Below are 16,251 nucleotides of genomic sequence, written 5' to 3'. Positions count from 1 at the left end.
ACCACGTTCTGTACACGAACGTGGTTTTTTAAAACATTAGTTAGTAACCGCAGCCTTCTCAACAACAGCTGAGATGACGACTTTACCATCGACCAAGTCTGCACTTAAGGCTTTTTCACCTGGATTATCCAAGTAGAAGTCCGTTACTTGGTCACGAATTTGTTGCTCAATTACTCGACGTAATGGTCGTGCACCTAAGGCTTCATCATAACCATCTTCAATCAAGTGATCTTTAACTTCGTCAGACACGCGTAACGTCAACTCTTTCTTAGCCAATGTTTTATTGACATCATCTAACATCAAATCAACAATTTGCTTCAAATCAGCCTTAGTCAACGTACTAAACTCGATCACACCGTTAAAACGGTTCAAGAACTCTGGACGGAAGTATGGTGCTAACTTTGTCATCAAATCTTCATCTTTATCACTTGAGTTGTGTCCAAATCCAGCGTTAGATGTTGCAATGATCACGGTGTTCTTAAAGTTAACAACATTTCCTTGGCCATCTGTCAAACGCCCATCATCCATGACTTGCAGTAACAATGTTAATACTTGTGGATTAGCTTTTTCAATTTCATCAAGAAGAATAATTGAATAAGGATTACGACGAACTTTTTCAGTTAGTGTGTTGCTATTGTCATCATAGCCAACATACCCAGCGGTCGTACCAATTAACTTAGATACTGCTGTCAAATCCGAATACTCACTCATATCCAAACGAACAATATTATCTTTGCTACCAAACATGTCCAAAGCTAGTTGCTTTGCTAATTCCGTCTTACCAACACCAGTTGGACCGACGAACAAGAACGAACCAATTGGCCGGTTGCCTTCGTCAAATCCCGCACGGTTACGACGAATGGCCTTAGCAACCATACTTACGGCTTCATCTTGACCAATAACTTTACCAGCCAAACGATCACCAATCGTCTTCAAACGTTCGATATCTGACGCACCCATCTGTGCCACAGGAATACCAGTCAAACGTTCTACTGATTCGGCCACATCATTAGGCGTTGCCTCAACCTTTTTAGCTTCGTCAGCGCTACCAACCTTCTTTTCCAAATCAGCAATCTGGTTCTTGTACTTTAAAGCGGCCTCATAGTCTTCATCAGCAACAGCCTTTTCTTGCTTTGCTTTAGCATCGCTCATCTGCTTTTCTAAACTAACCTTATCTGTTACTGGGTTCTTAGCTGACAGGTGAGCAGCTGTCATGTCAAGCAAGTCTATCGCCTTATCTGGTAATGAACGTTGTGGAATATACTGTACTGCATAGTCAACTGCTGCCTTTAATACGTTCTCAGGTAAGGAAACATGGTGATGCTTTTCATACAACTTCGCAATTCCCTTCAAAATTTCAAGTGTATCTTTAGGTGATGGTGCATTCACAGTCACTTCATTAAAACGACGAGCTAGTGCAGCGTTCTTCATAATCGTGTTACGATACTCATCTTGCGTTGTCGCACCAATTACTGAAATTTCACCACGACTCAAAGCTGGCTTAATAATATCAGCTAACCCTTTGCCACCGTCTTCGCCACCTGTTGATCCAGCACCTAAGATTTGATGAATCTCGTCAAAGAACAGGATAACGTTGCCTGCTTGTTTAACTTCTTTCATTAGGTTCTGGATGTTTTCCTCAAAAGCACCACGGAATTGAGTACCAGCTTCAAGACTTGAGATATCGATACTGTAAATCTCCTTGTCCTTAATTGCTGCTGGTACATCCCCATTAACAATTGCTTGTGCCAAACCTTCAACCACCGCTGTCTTACCAACACCAGCATCTCCAACTAACACTGGATTATTCTTTGTACGACGTCCTAAAATTTCAGCCGTTTCTTGAATTTCCTTGTTACGCCCAATAACTGGGTCAAGCAACCCGTCACGTGCCTCTTGTGTCAAATTACGACCAAGTTTTGCTAGCATTCCTTCCTGCTTTACTTGTCCTGGTTGCCCAGCTTGTTGCGCAACTGGCTGACCATTTGTAGCATTGGCTGCTTGAATGCCTTGTGGTAGTTTTCCAGTTTGTCGATATTGAGCAAATTCTTCAGGTGAAACCTCACGACCGTTAATTAAATAACGTCGATTCTCAGAGTTCATACCATTCATATTGCCCATCATATTATTAAAAATGTCATTCATGTCTGATCCAAATGGATCGTTATTAAAAAAATTACTGTTAGCCATAGTCTAAAATCTCCTTTTAGTTTTCTATGTGCTTGTGCTTACCCCAAGCACGTTCATCATTCATCAAAATAAAGTTTTTCTAATTCCCTCAGCACTTCCCACATTTGTTTATGTTGTACCTTAGCCAAAGCATCTAAATCACGCATGTTCAAGCTCGTGGCGTCCGATTGTGTTTTGTTAAACGATTTGTGTATCGTTGTGTATCCATAACCAGATTCCTTTGCTACGCGGTAAATTGTTAGTGAATTATCATCTAAGTAAGCCTTTATATCAAATCTCATTACTAATCGCCATCCTATTCAGTCTGACCTCGCACGCGATTGTGTACAAAGTCGTTAATAAAGTTTCTGCGTTTAATCATTTATCCACATCTCCTTTAACTCGAGAGGCCTCTGAGGCACATCTGCTACTTTTCCTGTTCCTCTCTACATTTATATTATACCACATATTTGTTATAACACAAATGTGATATATAAATATAAAATATTAAAAAATACTTGTTCTTTTCAATCTCCTTTTATGAACATGCTAAACTAGAATATATTGGAGAGAAATATGTCAAAAACACCGTATCAACTCACGTTACCTGATGAAATTGTTAGTGAGCTACATTTAAAACACAATCAACTACTGAATCTCACGCTGAGAAACGGACAGTTAATCATACAGCAAACAAATAATCCTAATGAACGTCAAACATTGTCGTTGCGAACTTTTTTGATTCCTTCTGTGGTGATGGCAATCATTTTCACAATTTATGCCGTGGAGCAAAAAATGTTTCGCATCCCCTTGGGTGGCGACAACTCTATCGCTAGTGCCGTCATTATGTTAAGTGAGATCAGTGGCATTTTCATGTTCCTTTTCATATACTTTCAGTAACAACGACAACAAATTGATAAGCTGCGGCGTAAAACCAGTTGGCGCGTCTTACCAGCTTTAACCGTAGCTTTTGTTATCATCTTAGCTTTTGTGACATCAGGATTCTTTTGGGCAATTAACTACTTATTTCAAACCGCATCGTTTGATTTATTCACGTCAATTGCGCTATTTACCATGTTTAATGGGATTATTAACTTTTTAATGATTTATTCAGCGTTATCAATCTCTACCCTATTTATTACCTCAATTTTTGTAATGACTATCATTGGCGGTGTATTAACAGCGATGGTTACAAATAGCTCGCGTATGTGGTGGCAATATAACCTAAGCTTTTTAGGAACCGATAATGCGCTAGACTCTTGGCAGTTTAACGCAACTTTAATTCTAGCTGGGTTAATCTGGTTGGCGTTAGTAGATTATCTATTCGTTCCTTTACAAAAAATTCTGCGCCATAACCGACGTCTTATTACATTGCGAATATTGCTAAATTTATCGGCTTTGTCATTAGCTGGTGTCGGTCTGTTTCCAAACAACGCTGGACGGCTCCATATTTTGCATGATCAAATGGCCAATTTTTTAATCTACTTTATTTTAATTATGATGTTGGGGAACCGCTGGTTACTACCAAATGCACCGCGTGAATTCGAAGCAACATCTTATATCATTTGTGCAATCCTAGTAACCAGTATGATTTTATTTCAATGGGTTGGTTATCTGTCTCTAACAACCTTCGAAATTGTTGCCTTCGTGTTGGCTTTAAGTTGGATATTGCTACTATTTCAAAACATCTATCGACTCTATTATCACACTTATCAAACATTCGTAGTCCCCATCTCCTGACTTTTCATGCTATCATGTTATGATGGTTACATAATAATGAACCTTGGGCATTGCAATGCAGAAAGATGAATATGACAGAACAAAACAAGCGACCTTATCAAAAAGGTCGCAACAATAACGGTAAAAAACCATATTATGGTAAAAATTTTGACCCACGTAAGTCTGGCGCACCAAGAAACAACACGAGTGAAGGTGTTAACGTACGTGTTGGCCAAAACTTTCCATTAACAATCAAGCGCCTCGGTATTAATGGTGAAGGAATTGGCTACTTTAAACGTAAGATCGTATTTGTACCTGGCGCTTTACCTAATGAAGTGGCTGTTGTAAAGGTTACTGAAGTAGAACCAAAATATATCGCCGCTAAAGTCTTGAAAATACGTGAGAAATCTCCGGATAGAGTGAAACCGCTTGATGAATTCGCAGATAGTGTTGGTGGATTTGAATTGGAGCATATGAATTATCCAGCACAATTGCGCTTCAAAAAAGATGTACTCGTGCAATCACTTGAAAAATTTCAACCAAAGGGCTGGTCTAATTATGACATACGTGACACAATCGGTATGGATCATCCGTATGAATACCGTAACAAAGCCCAATTCCCCGTTCGAAAAATTGGCGATGAACTGCGTGTCGGTATGTATAAACGTGGTAGCCATGATTTGGTTGATTTACCAGTTGTACATACACAAACCCCAGCCACGATGAAAGTTATGCGTACCGTTCGTGAATTACTCGATAAATTATCTGTCTCAATCTACAATGAAGATAAAAATCGTGGTACGGTAAAAACTATTGTTGCTCGTGTATCTCAGACAACAGGCGAAGTACAACTAACATTTATCACAAACACAGATGGATTCCCTGGTGATACTGCATTGATTGAAGCAATCAATCAGGCTCTACCAGAAGTTAGTGGTATTTTTCAAAATTATAATCCCGGTCGTACTAGCCTCGTTTGGGGTGAAGAAACACTTAAGCTTTGGGGTAAAGACTACATCGAAGAAAAGGTGCTCGGGAAAACATTCCAATTGTCACCACGTGCTTTCATGCAGTTAAATCATACGCAAATGTCCGTGGTTTATAATCAAGCCTTGGCAGCACTTGATTTGACGCACGCTGATAAACTAGTCGATGCATATTCTGGTGTAGGTACAATCGGTCTGTCCTTAGCTGACAAGGCTGGCGAAGTTCGTGGTATGGAAATTATCCCCGAGGCAGTTGAAGATGCCAATCAAAATGCTACTTTAAATCATATTAGTAATGCTCACTATGAGGTGGGCACGGCTGAAAAACTGTTCCCTAAGTGGCAAGCAGAAGGATGGATAGCTGATGCATTAGTTGTTGATCCACCACGCACAGGTTTAGACACTGCACTGCGTCGAGAAATTTTGCGCACACAACCTGAAAAGTTCGTGTATATTTCATGTAACGCCTCAACTTTAGCTCGTGATTTGGTTGATTTATCAAAAGCCTACCAAGTTGATTACATCCAAAGTATTGACATGTTCCCTCAAACTGCCCGTTGGGAGGGCGTTGTTAAATTGACAAAACGTCAAAAATAAAAAGACCTTACTTAATTGTAAGGTCTCTTTTTTTAAAACTGGTTTTTCAATAATTGACGAATTTCTGCCAAGCTTGGTTGGCGAGGGTTTCCCGGCGTGCATTGATCATTGTAAACTAAGTCAATCATCTTTTCTAACTTTGCATCAAAGTCATGCTTTGAAACACCGTTGCCAGATAGTGTTTGATTGACACCCACTGATGCAGCCAACTTCTTGATTTCTGCAATCAATACATCGACCAATTCAGCATCCGTTTCACCTTTCAAACCTAAGTAACGTGCAATATCAGCATAATCTTTTTGTGCTGTATAGGTTTCGTAACGTGGATATGGTGTGCGCTTTACATTTCCTGTTACTGCATTAAACTTAATCACATGTGGCATTGCAATAGCGATTGCCATACCGTGAGGTAGTCCGAATTCTCCACCAGTCTTGTGTGCTAGTGAGTGGTTAAGTCCCAAGAAGGCATTCGCAAATGACATGCCAGCCAATGTTGACGCATAGTGCATCTTTGTGCGCGCATTCTGACCTTCCTTAGTTGGGTGTTTAGGATCATAATTGTATGAATTTGTTAAGTTATCAAAAATCAACTTAATAGCTTGTAATGCCCAAGGGCGTGTAAATTCAGAAGCCATTACTGAAACGTATGATTCCAAAGCATGTGACAAAGCATCTAATCCTGACCAAGCTACCGTGTGTTGTGGTACGGTCATAACAAATTCTGGATCAACAATAGCAACTTCCGGTGTCAATTCATAATCGGCTAATGGATACTTTACATGTGTTTCATCATCTGTAATAACGGCAAATGGTGTCACTTCTGATCCAGTACCTGAAGTTGTTGGAATAGCAACCATTTGTGTCAAACGTGCGTGGTAAAACTTAACGATTCGCTTACGAATATCCATAAACTTTTGTTGTAGTTCTAAGAATAGATCTTTAATCGCCTCGTCATCTTCTAGAATGCCTTCATGGCGTGTCGAATATTCGTACAAGAACCGACCAATTTTACCAGCGTCAAGTGCCGAACCACCGCCAAGTAAAATAACTGTATCTGGTTTGAAGTCTGCCATTTGGCGAGCAATCTCAACAGCTTGTGACAATGTTGGGTCAGGCTTAACTGAACCGTAGATATTTGTTTCAACCTGTTCTTGACGTAACTCAAGTTGACCCAGCACTCTACTGACAAATCCGAACTGAACCATACCAGGATCAGCGACAATAAATGCACGGTTTACAGTAGGTAAGTCTTGTAAATAAGTAATGGCGTTGGCTTCGTAATAAACTTCCTTAGGTAAACGAACCCATTGAGGACGATTACGGCGGCGAGCCACGGTCTTAATATTAAGTAAGTCGTATGTTGATAAGTTATGAGACAATGAATTCTTCCCCCATGATCCGGTACCAAGTGTCAACGATGGACGCATAGCATCTGTATAAATATCTCCAACACCACCGATTGAGTCAGGTTGGTTAACCAAAATACGTGATGCACCAATCGCGTCAGCATACTCTTTAACGAATGGATCATCTTGTGAGCCAATTTGAATTGCTGCGTTGTGTCCTGCGCCTTGATAGTTTAATAATGATTGAACAGTCTCAATAGCTTCTTCACGTTTCTCAACTTTATAAATTGAAAGTAATGGCGATAACTTTTCAGAAGATAACGCTTCACCTATGTTCTTCTGATCTAATTCGAACAAAAGTACATCTTTACCATCAGGAATCTTTACGCCAGCTTGTTCAGCAATCCAGCGACCCGACATACCAGCAACAGGGCCAGCAATACCAAATCCCTCTGCGTTAGGCTTAAAGACATAATCAGCAATTTTCTTGTAGTCTTTCTTAGGAACAAGATATGCACCTTGTTCTTGTAACTTAGTTAAAATTTCGTCATAGATTGGTGCTTGGATAACGGCTGAGTTTTCTGTGGCACAAATCATGCCGTTATCAAAACGCTTTGATAACAACAAATCAGACACGGCACGATCTGTGTCAACAGTTGCATCAATATAAACTGCACCGTTTCCAGCTCCAACACCCATTGATGGATTTCCTGACTTTAAAGCTGCATTAACCATTGATGGTCCACCAGTAGCTAAAATTGAAGCAATATGAGGATTTTGTATCAACGCACTTGTTGCATATAGTGATGGCTTTTCAATCCATTGGATAAAGTTTTCCGGTGCGCCTGCTTTAACCGCAGCATCATAAACAATTTGTGCAGCAAGCACTGATGACTTTTGTGCTTGAGGATGGAAAGCAAAGATAATTGTGTTACGCGTTTTTGCTGTCAACATTGATTTGAAAATAGTTGTCGATGTTGGATTTGTAGTTGGAACAATTCCTGCCAGAACACCTAGTGGCGCTGCCAGTTCAACTTTCCCTTGAATCTTATCTTCACTAATGACACCAACCGTTTTATCAAATTTAATAGCGTTGTAAACAGACTCTGATGCAAAACGGTTTTTCGTATCTTTGTCTTCTACAACACCACGACCCGTTTCATCATGAGCAGCGTGGGCTAATAGCAGTGAATTTTCTGAACCAGCTAAAGCCATAGCTGCAACAATTTTATCAACTTGTTCTTGAGAAAATGTTGAAAATTCAGCTAATGCTTTTTGTGATTTTTCTACCAAACCCTCGGTCATTTTCTCAGCTTGTGTCTGTAGTTCCGCTTTTTCTTCAGGTGTCAAAACCTTTTTTGCGGGCTTTTTTGCAATTGCTTCTGCCATAATTTTATGCTCCTTTACTTGCTCATTTATTAACAATATAAGTATATATCATCTCCTTTAAAAAAGCAACTGTATTTAAAAAAGTTTTTAAAACGTTGTTTTAATAGCATTTGGAAGCGCTAACATAAACAAGGAGTAATTGTATAGTAAATCACATGGAGGCCGTTTTGACAACAAAAAAATACCCCAAATTAAATATGTGGGATACTTTTTTATTTATTTTGAATACTTATTAACTAAATACCATACCGCCATCGACAATCAATGTTTGTCCAGTGACATAGTTTGAATCTTCACTTGAAAGGAAAGAAACGACATTAGCAACGTCTTCTGGTTCACTCAAACGTCCCATAGCGATTCCTTCAGAGAATTGTGCCATGCCCCACTCATCGTCTTTGCCAGCATTTACACTAACCTCATGAGCGATATCTTCCATCATTGGTGTTTTAACAATTCCAGGCGCAAATGCATTTACTGTAATACCAAACTCTGCTAATTCTCTAGCTGTTGTTTGTGTAATACCACGAATAGCAAACTTTGTTGATCCATAAGCAGTTAAATTAGCGTTACCTTGAACACCAGCTTGCGATGTTGCATTAATAATTTTGCCACCATGACCAAATTCTTTGAATGCGTCTACTGCTGCCTGAGTTCCCCAAACAATACCATTTACGTTAATGCCCCACGTCCAGTTCATGTCGTCTTCTGTGACAGACATGATTGGTGTCGTAGGAGCAACACCAGCATTATTAACAATTACATCAAAACCGTTAAACTTTTCTTTTGTTTCTTTAACAGCCGCAAAAACTTCATCACGTTTTGCTACGTCAGCCTTAATAGCGATGGCTTCTCCACCATTTCTATTAATTTCATCAGCTACTTTTTGTACTTTTTCAATATGACGTCCAACTAGGGCAACCTTAAACCCATCTTTTGACAATCGTTCTGCGATTGCTTGTCCAATTCCTTGACCAGCTCCAGTTACCAAAGCGACTTTATTTTCTGACATTGTTTTTTTCCTCACAATTTTCTAATGCATATATTCTATACCTTAATTGTGATTTTGTAAACTATCTTTAAAAACCTTTCTTAATGCTATAATAAGAAGATAATCAACTAAGGAAAAAATTACACAATGTACTATATAGATGGTCAATTTTATCAACTGGGATACAAACAAAAAATTAGTTTCTTTTTTATCTCTTTAATCATTAACTCATTTGGTAATGGATTAAGTGTGGCTAGCGCTATGGGTTCGGCCCCATGGACGGCTAGCGCCGCTAACTTAGCTAACACCACTGGATGGCAAATTAGTATCTTTTTAGCTATTACAGCTGTTTCTGTGGCCTTCTTAAATATGTGGTTAGCCATGCGTATCAATTGGTTACGATTATTTGGCAATATTTTCTTCGGTATGGCGTTTAGTATTTTAGTTGGCATATTCGCCAATTACTTTATCTCGCTGGGCATTCGTCAACTTAGTTGGTGGTGGCGTATTCCTCTTGACCTGTTTGGTATTTGGACAATTGGCGTGGCCATTTCTATATACCAGCGTGTCAATTGGATTCTTCACCCCTTAGATGATCTGACGAATATCTTACGCTTTGATTATTTCCGTGGCAATGCTAGTAAAGCTCAAATGAGTAATTTCGCTGTTGCAATTGGTATTTCGATTATTTGTCTCATCATTAGCCATCAAATAGTGGCGCTCGGTATTGGTACTGTCATGTCCTTCCTTTTACAGGGGCGTAATATTGCTTGGGCGGATCGTCATATTTTCAAACGACTTGTTCATGGTGATATCACCGGTGCATCATAATAAAAAAGAAGACAAATTACTTGTCTTCTTTTTTATTATAGTCTTGAGCTGCCCAGTGATTAATTGGCCCAAACTTATGTCCAACAGCAATTTCATGTTCGATCGCTGTTGCCGTCACATCGTGGGCAATGCGAATAGCTGTAGCAATGTCTTTCCCCTTAGCAATTTCAGCGGCAATAGCAGCGCTTAAAGTGTCCCCAGTACCATTGATGTGTGTAGTATCAAAATACGGATGCCTTAACCAAAAATCAGATCCATCCGCGAGAAGAACATAGTCAGCAACCTCATTTTGGTTATCTTGATTATGCCATCCTTTGATAATAACATTTTGGACACCCAGAGATTGAATATCTTTTGCAGCTGCTGCCTGTTGCTGTTCATTATCAATAGTACGTCCTGTTATCAACTGTGCTTCAAAAAAGTTCGGAGTTGCAACTGTTGCAAGGGGTAGAAGTTTTTCTTTTAGTGCCTCAAAGGCCGCTGCCTCTAACAACTGAGCACCATGTTTTGTTGTTATTACCGGATCAACTACTAATGGACCAAAGTCAAACTTTTTATAAGCTTTTACCACCGCTTCAATTAGGCTAGCATCTGATAACATTCCTGTCTTACTAGCACGAACTTTAAAATCGTCAGCAAGAACCTCAAACTGTTTGTCAATAAAGTCTAGCGGTAAGGTTTCCGCAGCATGAATACCGTATGAGTTCCCAGCCACAGCAGCAACTAACACACTCATACCGTATGTTTTTCTAATGAAAAAGGTATGTAAATCTGCTTGCATACCTGCGGATCCATCTGAATCAGAACCTGCTATTGTTAAAACTTGTGGAAATTCATTTACCATATTAAACCCCTACTTTCAAAAAAAACAGCCGAAGCTGTTTAACTAAAAATCTTTTTTGTGGTGTGACTAATAACCTGATTATTCAAAAGGAAATACGAAATACCTACTTGAATGGGAAACATAATTAAATTCTTAATGACACGTGGTGTAATAAAGGTTAAAAATGAAGGCCAATCGTGTGCTGTATGATACATCATAACCAACCAAATCGAATTTAAACCAATATTAGCAATTAATAGTACCAAACCCACAGCAATACTTACTCGCCACCAGCTTGTTTTGTCGTGCTTGAAATAAGCCAGTGAATAAATTAACGCACTAATCATTGCTGTAAAAGTGAATCCCAAAAAGAATGCACCTGGATTAATAATTGTTGCGCCGATAATGTCTAATATCGCCGCAATTAACATAGACCACAATGGGCCATACCATTTAGCAATAAGAGACATTGTTACAAATGCAAAGCTTACTTGAAGTACATTAGTACCGACTGTCAGCCTGCTCAGCACCATGTGAAGTGCCATCAACATCGCCAATAAAACAAATTGACGCGTATCTAGTTTTGGGAAAACCCACGTTCGTGCTGTATTTTCCATGCTATAGAACCTCCGAGTGGAGCGTTCACCTTATATAGTGGTGAATGTGACTGATGCATCGCACAAACCAATTAGCTAATACGAAAAACGATTAGCTAATTAGTTTGTTTCGTCAGCGGCTCACATTCCGTCTCCGCTGCACTTAACGCGCATCAATCTACCCCGATTTTATTTGTCTCATCGACCCAAACATTGTACCACAAAAAAAAGCGAACGTTAACGACAATACTTACAAAACGTTCGCTAAATTAGCTAAAGATACTATTCATCCGCCGTTATATTCACTATTCTGGTAGTATTATTTGAGTCGATGGTCCTTTTTGTTCGGATTGTTCAGGTTGCTCTTGTACTAAAAAACTTGGGTAAAGTGTCAAAGATTTTTCTTCAAATCCAACAACAGAAGATCCGAGAACACGTGTAACTAATTCTAACAATCTTTCTTCGAAAAGATCCTTATCAATTTCCTCAATTTCAGGCTTTAGAGACTGTTGGTACATGTTCATGTGTAAGTTGGGAACCAACGCATATTCACGGCCAATTAAACCAGCCCATTCCTCAAATAACTCATTAGGAATTTCTTCCTCTTCAGCATGCGCCAATGGCATAAAGTTAACGCTAAATGTGTTAACCGACTCGCCTTCCTCATCAAACTGTTCCTGTGTGATTTCACCATTCGTTAATTCTTTAGCATATTCAAAGTCAAAAGCTCGCCGTTCGTCGAAAATATGAATAAAACCAGCAGTTGCTTGTGTAGCATCATCTGAATCAACAACACGCAAAATACGTTCGCGTTGGCCATTAAAAAGTTGTTGTGTATAATATGACATGATTTTCTCCAATATTCTTATTACTATATTCTAACATATTACGATATTAAAAAAGAACGTCCACAGACGCTCCAATATTCTTGGTGTTCTTACATTTTTTCTTCTAATTCAACATCAGGGTATTTATCGTGGAACCAATTCAAGGCGAATTTATTCTCAAATAAGAATACTGGCTCATCATACCGATCTTTTACTAGTAAATTACGTGATGAACTCATTTTCTCATCTAATTGTTCTGGCTTTATCCAGCGAGCAACTTTGGAACCAATGGGTTCAAATTGAATTTCAACATTATATTCGTTTTCCATACGGAACTGGAACACTTCAAATTGCAATTGTCCGACAGCACCAATAATGTAGTCGCCACCATTCCATGATTTATAGAGTTGAATAGTTCCTTCTTGAACGAGTTGTTCAATCCCTTTATGGTATGACTTTTGCTTCATTACATCCTTGGCAACCACACGGTTAAACAATTCAGGTGTAAATGTTGGCAAATCAGGGAACTGAATAGATTTCTTTCCAGAGTATATCGTATCACCAATTTGGAAATTCCCCGTATCATAGACACCAATAATATCACCAGGAACTGCTGTCTGGACGTTTTCACGTTCTTCAGCCATAAATTGGGTCACGTTCGAGAGCTTTAATTTCTTGCCATTACGTTGTAATAACACATCCATACCGCGATTAAACTCACCACTTACGATCCGCACAAACGCAATACGGTCTCGATGTCTGGGATCCATGTTGGCCTGTATCTTAAATACAAAACCACTGAACTGCGCATCTTCTGGATTGATTGTTTTGTCATCAACTGTTGTCATCGCCGCTGGAGCTGGGGCATAGGTCAAATATTCACGTAAGAATTCTGTTACACCAAAATTAACCAACGCTGAGCCAAAGAATACTTGTGTTAATTGCCCATGAGCAATTTTATCCTCATCAAATGGATTACCCGCATCACGCAACAATTCAATTTCGTCCATCGCCTCATCGACAATCTCGGAGTGAGTTGTGGCATTCTTAAAGGGCACAAGTTGGTCAGCCCGCAAATCATAAATGCCTTGCAGAACCTGCCCAGAGCCGACTGGCCAATTCATTGGGTAAGCTTGAATTCCTAATACAGTTTCGAGCTCGTCAACCAAATCAAGTGCTGGGCGAGCGTCACGATCAATTTTGTTAAAGAACGTAAAGACTGGTATTCCCCGTTGTGAGACAATTTCAAATAACTTTTTAGTCTGTGGCTCAATACCCTTGGCGGCATCGATTACCATGACTACTGAATCCACAGCCATCAAAGTACGATAAGTATCTTCTGAAAAGTCCTCGTGCCCTGGTGTATCCAAAATATTGATTCGTTTACCTTCATAGTCCAACTGCAATACAGATGACGTTACTGAAATACCACGTTGTTGCTCAATCGCCATCCAATCAGATGAGGCTAATTTGTTCGACCCACGGCCTTTAACTGTTCCGGCTTCACGAATCACACCACCATGCAACAATAATTGCTCAGTTAAGGTTGTTTTACCAGCATCGGGATGGGAGATAATCGCAAAAGTACGTCGGTTTTTTAGTTGTTCTTGAAAGTTTTCCATAATATCTAGTTTACCTGAAAAACAAGCCAATCGCTAGTAACCAGTTAAATATTTTTATCTGTTTCACGTGAAACACTTTCCGCTAGATGCTTCTGCAAGTCTAAAAAATGCGTTTAACTTATTTTTGATTAGCCTTTTCATACTCAAAACTATTGTCAGCAATATTGGCAGCGCTAATACGACTTAAAAATTCCTTCAAACGTGGCGACTTAGGATTATCAAAAAATTCAACAGGTTCATTTTCCTCTACAACCAAACCTTTATCCATAAAAACTACTTTGTCAGCCACATCACGAGCAAAAGCCATCTCATGAGTGACGACAATCATCGTTTTCCCTTCATCAGCTAGTTGTTTAATCACCTGCAAAACATCCGCTACTAATTCGGGATCTAACGCGCTCGTCGGCTCATCCAACAAAATAATCTCCGGATTCAAAGCTGCTGCTCTAGCAATTCCTACGCGCTGGGCTTGTCCACCAGATAATTGACTGGGATAATGATTTGCAAATTCCAATAAACCTACTTTTTGTAGGGCTTCCTGCGCTTTTTTTCGAGCTATTTCTTTTGGCTCCTTATGTCCAATAATCAAACCTTCTTCGACATTTTGTATTGCCGTCTTATTAGCAAACAAATTGAAATTTTGAAAAACGAAACCCATTTTTTGTCGCAACTTTTTAATATCAACAGGCGTTGCCGATTCAATACTTATTTTTTGATCATCAAATTCTATAACACCAGAATCTCCTGGTGTTAGAAAAGCTAACCCTCTTAAAAACGTAGTCTTACCAGATCCTGATGGCCCGAGTAATGCCACTACATCCCCTTGGTTAACTTCAATATCAATTCCTTTCAATACTTCATGTTCATGATATTTTTTTCTGAAATTTCTGACTTTTAACATGTTATTCTCCCTATGCAACTGTTCCACGTAGCTTATGTCGACCTAAGTAACGTTCCAGATATTTAAAAATAATTTGCAGTATTGTTCCTAAGATAAAATAAATTATAAAGATATCAATATAGGCTTCCGTGTAATCATAAGTATACGAGGCTGCTGTTTTAGCAACTGCCGTTACTTCTTGAACCGTCATCATGAACGCAAGCGATGTGCCCTTTAAAATGTTTAACGTTAAATTACCAATGTTAGGCACAGCCGAAACCAATGCTTGCGGGATAATAATACGATAATAAGCTTGTATTGGCGTCAACCCAACCATTAAAGCTGCCTCTTTTTGTCCAGGATCAATCGTTAAAATTGCTGATCGAAATACTTCCGATAAATTTGCAATTGCAATTAAAGCAAAAACAATAATGGCATAAATAATGGGATTTGTGTCGAACACCGTAACATGCCAGTGTAGTTTTTGGTTGATTAGGACATTCAACAAGCTTGGTAATGTACTATAGAACAGTAAAATCAGTAACACCATCGGCGTAGCCCGCATGAGCGATGTGTATGCGACAACAAGCGGATAAAGTATACGAATCTTTCTAATTTTAATCCATGCCAGTAAAAAGCCAAGAGGCAAACCAATGAACAATGACGCACCGGTGATTAATAGTGTTATTGGCACAGCTTTTATAGCCGACCAAAAAGTTTGAATTAAAAATGGTACATTCATGAGACAACCTCCGCAGGATTTGATGCAATTGCACGGCTTTTGCCAAAATATCTCTCTAAATATTTCGCGCCTTGCTCAATGATTACAAATAAAAACCAATAAATAATGGCCAACGCTAAATATGTCTCGAGTGAGTGGTGTCCAAAATTCCTAGAAATCAAGTTGTCTCCTGCGCCCATCATGTCTAATAATCCAATGACATATGCCAAAGCTGTATCTTTAATTAATGCGGCGACGGTATTTGCGAAATTGGGTAAGGCGACTACGATGGTTTGTGGTAGGGTTATACGATAAAATGTCTGCCATTCTGATAAGCCTACCATCAATGCCGCTTCACGTTGCCCAGTGTTCACAGATAAATAGGCAGATTTAAACACTTCTGCTAAATTTGACGCAAACAGTAAGGATAATGCGATAATGACGAAAATCGATTTTTGCCAGTCATTAATATTAATATTCAAGGATAGCAATAATAATTTAGGTAACCCATAAAAAATTAAAAACAATAAAACGATAGGTGGCGTAGAGCGCAGTACAAAAACATAACCTTGTGACAAGGTTCTCCATATTGGTGATCGACTAAGTTGCCCACTAGCCACTAATGCCCCTAATAAGGAACTAAAAATTATCGATGCAACAATGATGAGTAGCGTAACTGGAAAATAAGGTAGCACCTCACTAAAAACCGATAGGAAAAATTTGAAACTAAATGGTGGCATCTTAACTCCTTAATTCT

At 39.1% G+C, this 16,251-nt stretch carries 13 protein-coding genes, 1 pseudogene and 1 riboswitch; of the genes and pseudogenes, 3 read left to right on the top strand and 11 right to left on the bottom strand.

The features are described 5' to 3' along the window. Window positions 1-36: 36 nt before the first annotated feature. Window positions 37-2,190, bottom strand: a complete 2,154-nt coding sequence (locus A6B45_RS00670) for an AAA family ATPase (protein ID WP_072612922.1) — start codon at window positions 2,188-2,190, stop codon at window positions 37-39. A 56-nt stretch (window positions 2,191-2,246) separates the two neighbouring features. Continuing rightward, window positions 2,247-2,471, bottom strand: a complete 225-nt coding sequence (locus tag A6B45_RS00665; RefSeq protein ID WP_011679110.1) for a hypothetical protein — start codon at window positions 2,469-2,471, stop codon at window positions 2,247-2,249. A 274-nt stretch (window positions 2,472-2,745) separates the two neighbouring features. Here A6B45_RS00665 and A6B45_RS00660 point away from each other — a divergent pair. Continuing rightward, window positions 2,746-3,909, top strand: a pseudogene (locus A6B45_RS00660) (DUF998 domain-containing protein). A 71-nt stretch (window positions 3,910-3,980) separates the two neighbouring features. Next, complete coding sequence (gene rlmD / locus A6B45_RS00655) at window positions 3,981-5,471, top strand: 23S rRNA (uracil(1939)-C(5))-methyltransferase RlmD (protein WP_072612921.1); 1,491 nt, start codon at window positions 3,981-3,983, stop codon at window positions 5,469-5,471. Window positions 5,472-5,503: 32 nt separating this feature from the next. Here rlmD and adhE read toward each other — a convergent pair whose 3' ends face one another. Continuing rightward, entirely contained in the window at window positions 5,504-8,206 is a 2,703-nt protein-coding gene (adhE, locus tag A6B45_RS00650) for a bifunctional acetaldehyde-CoA/alcohol dehydrogenase (RefSeq protein WP_072612920.1), read from the bottom strand. 232 nt (window positions 8,207-8,438) lie between these two features. After that, window positions 8,439-9,215 carry a (S)-acetoin forming diacetyl reductase gene (locus A6B45_RS00645; protein WP_072612919.1) on the bottom strand — a complete coding sequence of 259 codons (777 nt, stop codon included), beginning with the start codon at window positions 9,213-9,215 and terminating at the stop codon, window positions 8,439-8,441. 126 nt (window positions 9,216-9,341) lie between these two features. Here A6B45_RS00645 and A6B45_RS00640 point away from each other — a divergent pair, with 126 nt between their 5' ends. Next, entirely contained in the window at window positions 9,342-10,025 is a 684-nt protein-coding gene (locus A6B45_RS00640; protein ID WP_072612918.1) for a hypothetical protein, read from the top strand. Between the two features lie 16 nt (window positions 10,026-10,041). Here A6B45_RS00640 and thiD read toward each other — a convergent pair whose 3' ends face one another. The 7 genes from thiD to A6B45_RS00605 form a co-directional block, all read right to left on the bottom strand. Continuing rightward, the gene (gene thiD / locus A6B45_RS00635) at window positions 10,042-10,869 is read right to left on the bottom strand and encodes a bifunctional hydroxymethylpyrimidine kinase/phosphomethylpyrimidine kinase (RefSeq protein WP_072612917.1); all 828 of its coding nucleotides are present in this window, start codon (window positions 10,867-10,869) and stop codon (window positions 10,042-10,044) included. A 38-nt stretch (window positions 10,870-10,907) separates the two neighbouring features. Next, window positions 10,908-11,465, bottom strand: a complete 558-nt coding sequence (locus A6B45_RS00630) for a folate family ECF transporter S component (protein WP_072612916.1) — start codon at window positions 11,463-11,465, stop codon at window positions 10,908-10,910. Window positions 11,466-11,501: 36 nt separating this feature from the next. Then, window positions 11,502-11,632: riboswitch (THF riboswitch) on the bottom strand. Window positions 11,633-11,749: 117 nt separating this feature from the next. After that, the gene (locus A6B45_RS00625) at window positions 11,750-12,292 is read right to left on the bottom strand and encodes a hypothetical protein (protein WP_072612915.1); all 543 of its coding nucleotides are present in this window, start codon (window positions 12,290-12,292) and stop codon (window positions 11,750-11,752) included. 89 nt (window positions 12,293-12,381) lie between these two features. Then, window positions 12,382-13,893 (bottom strand): peptide chain release factor 3, encoded by a 1,512-nt coding sequence (locus A6B45_RS00620; RefSeq protein ID WP_072612914.1) that lies wholly within the window; start codon window positions 13,891-13,893, stop codon window positions 12,382-12,384. Between the two features lie 118 nt (window positions 13,894-14,011). Continuing rightward, entirely contained in the window at window positions 14,012-14,794 is a 783-nt protein-coding gene (locus tag A6B45_RS00615) for an amino acid ABC transporter ATP-binding protein (RefSeq protein WP_072612913.1), read from the bottom strand. Window positions 14,795-14,804: 10 nt separating this feature from the next. Next, window positions 14,805-15,515, bottom strand: coding sequence for an amino acid ABC transporter permease (locus tag A6B45_RS00610; protein WP_072612912.1), 711 nt, complete (start codon window positions 15,513-15,515; stop codon window positions 14,805-14,807). After that, on the bottom strand, window positions 15,512-16,234 hold the full coding sequence (locus tag A6B45_RS00605) for an amino acid ABC transporter permease (RefSeq protein ID WP_072612911.1): 723 nt from the start codon (window positions 16,232-16,234) through the stop codon (window positions 15,512-15,514). Before A6B45_RS00605 ends, A6B45_RS00610 begins: the two co-directional genes overlap by 4 nt. Between the last annotated feature and the right edge of the window lie 17 nt (window positions 16,235-16,251).

The organism is Leuconostoc suionicum (genome assembly GCF_001891125.1).
Taxonomy (GTDB): domain Bacteria; phylum Bacillota; class Bacilli; order Lactobacillales; family Lactobacillaceae; genus Leuconostoc; species Leuconostoc suionicum.
The sequence above is the reverse complement of the archived record's forward strand: the minus strand, read 5'-3'. Positions and strand labels throughout refer to the sequence as shown.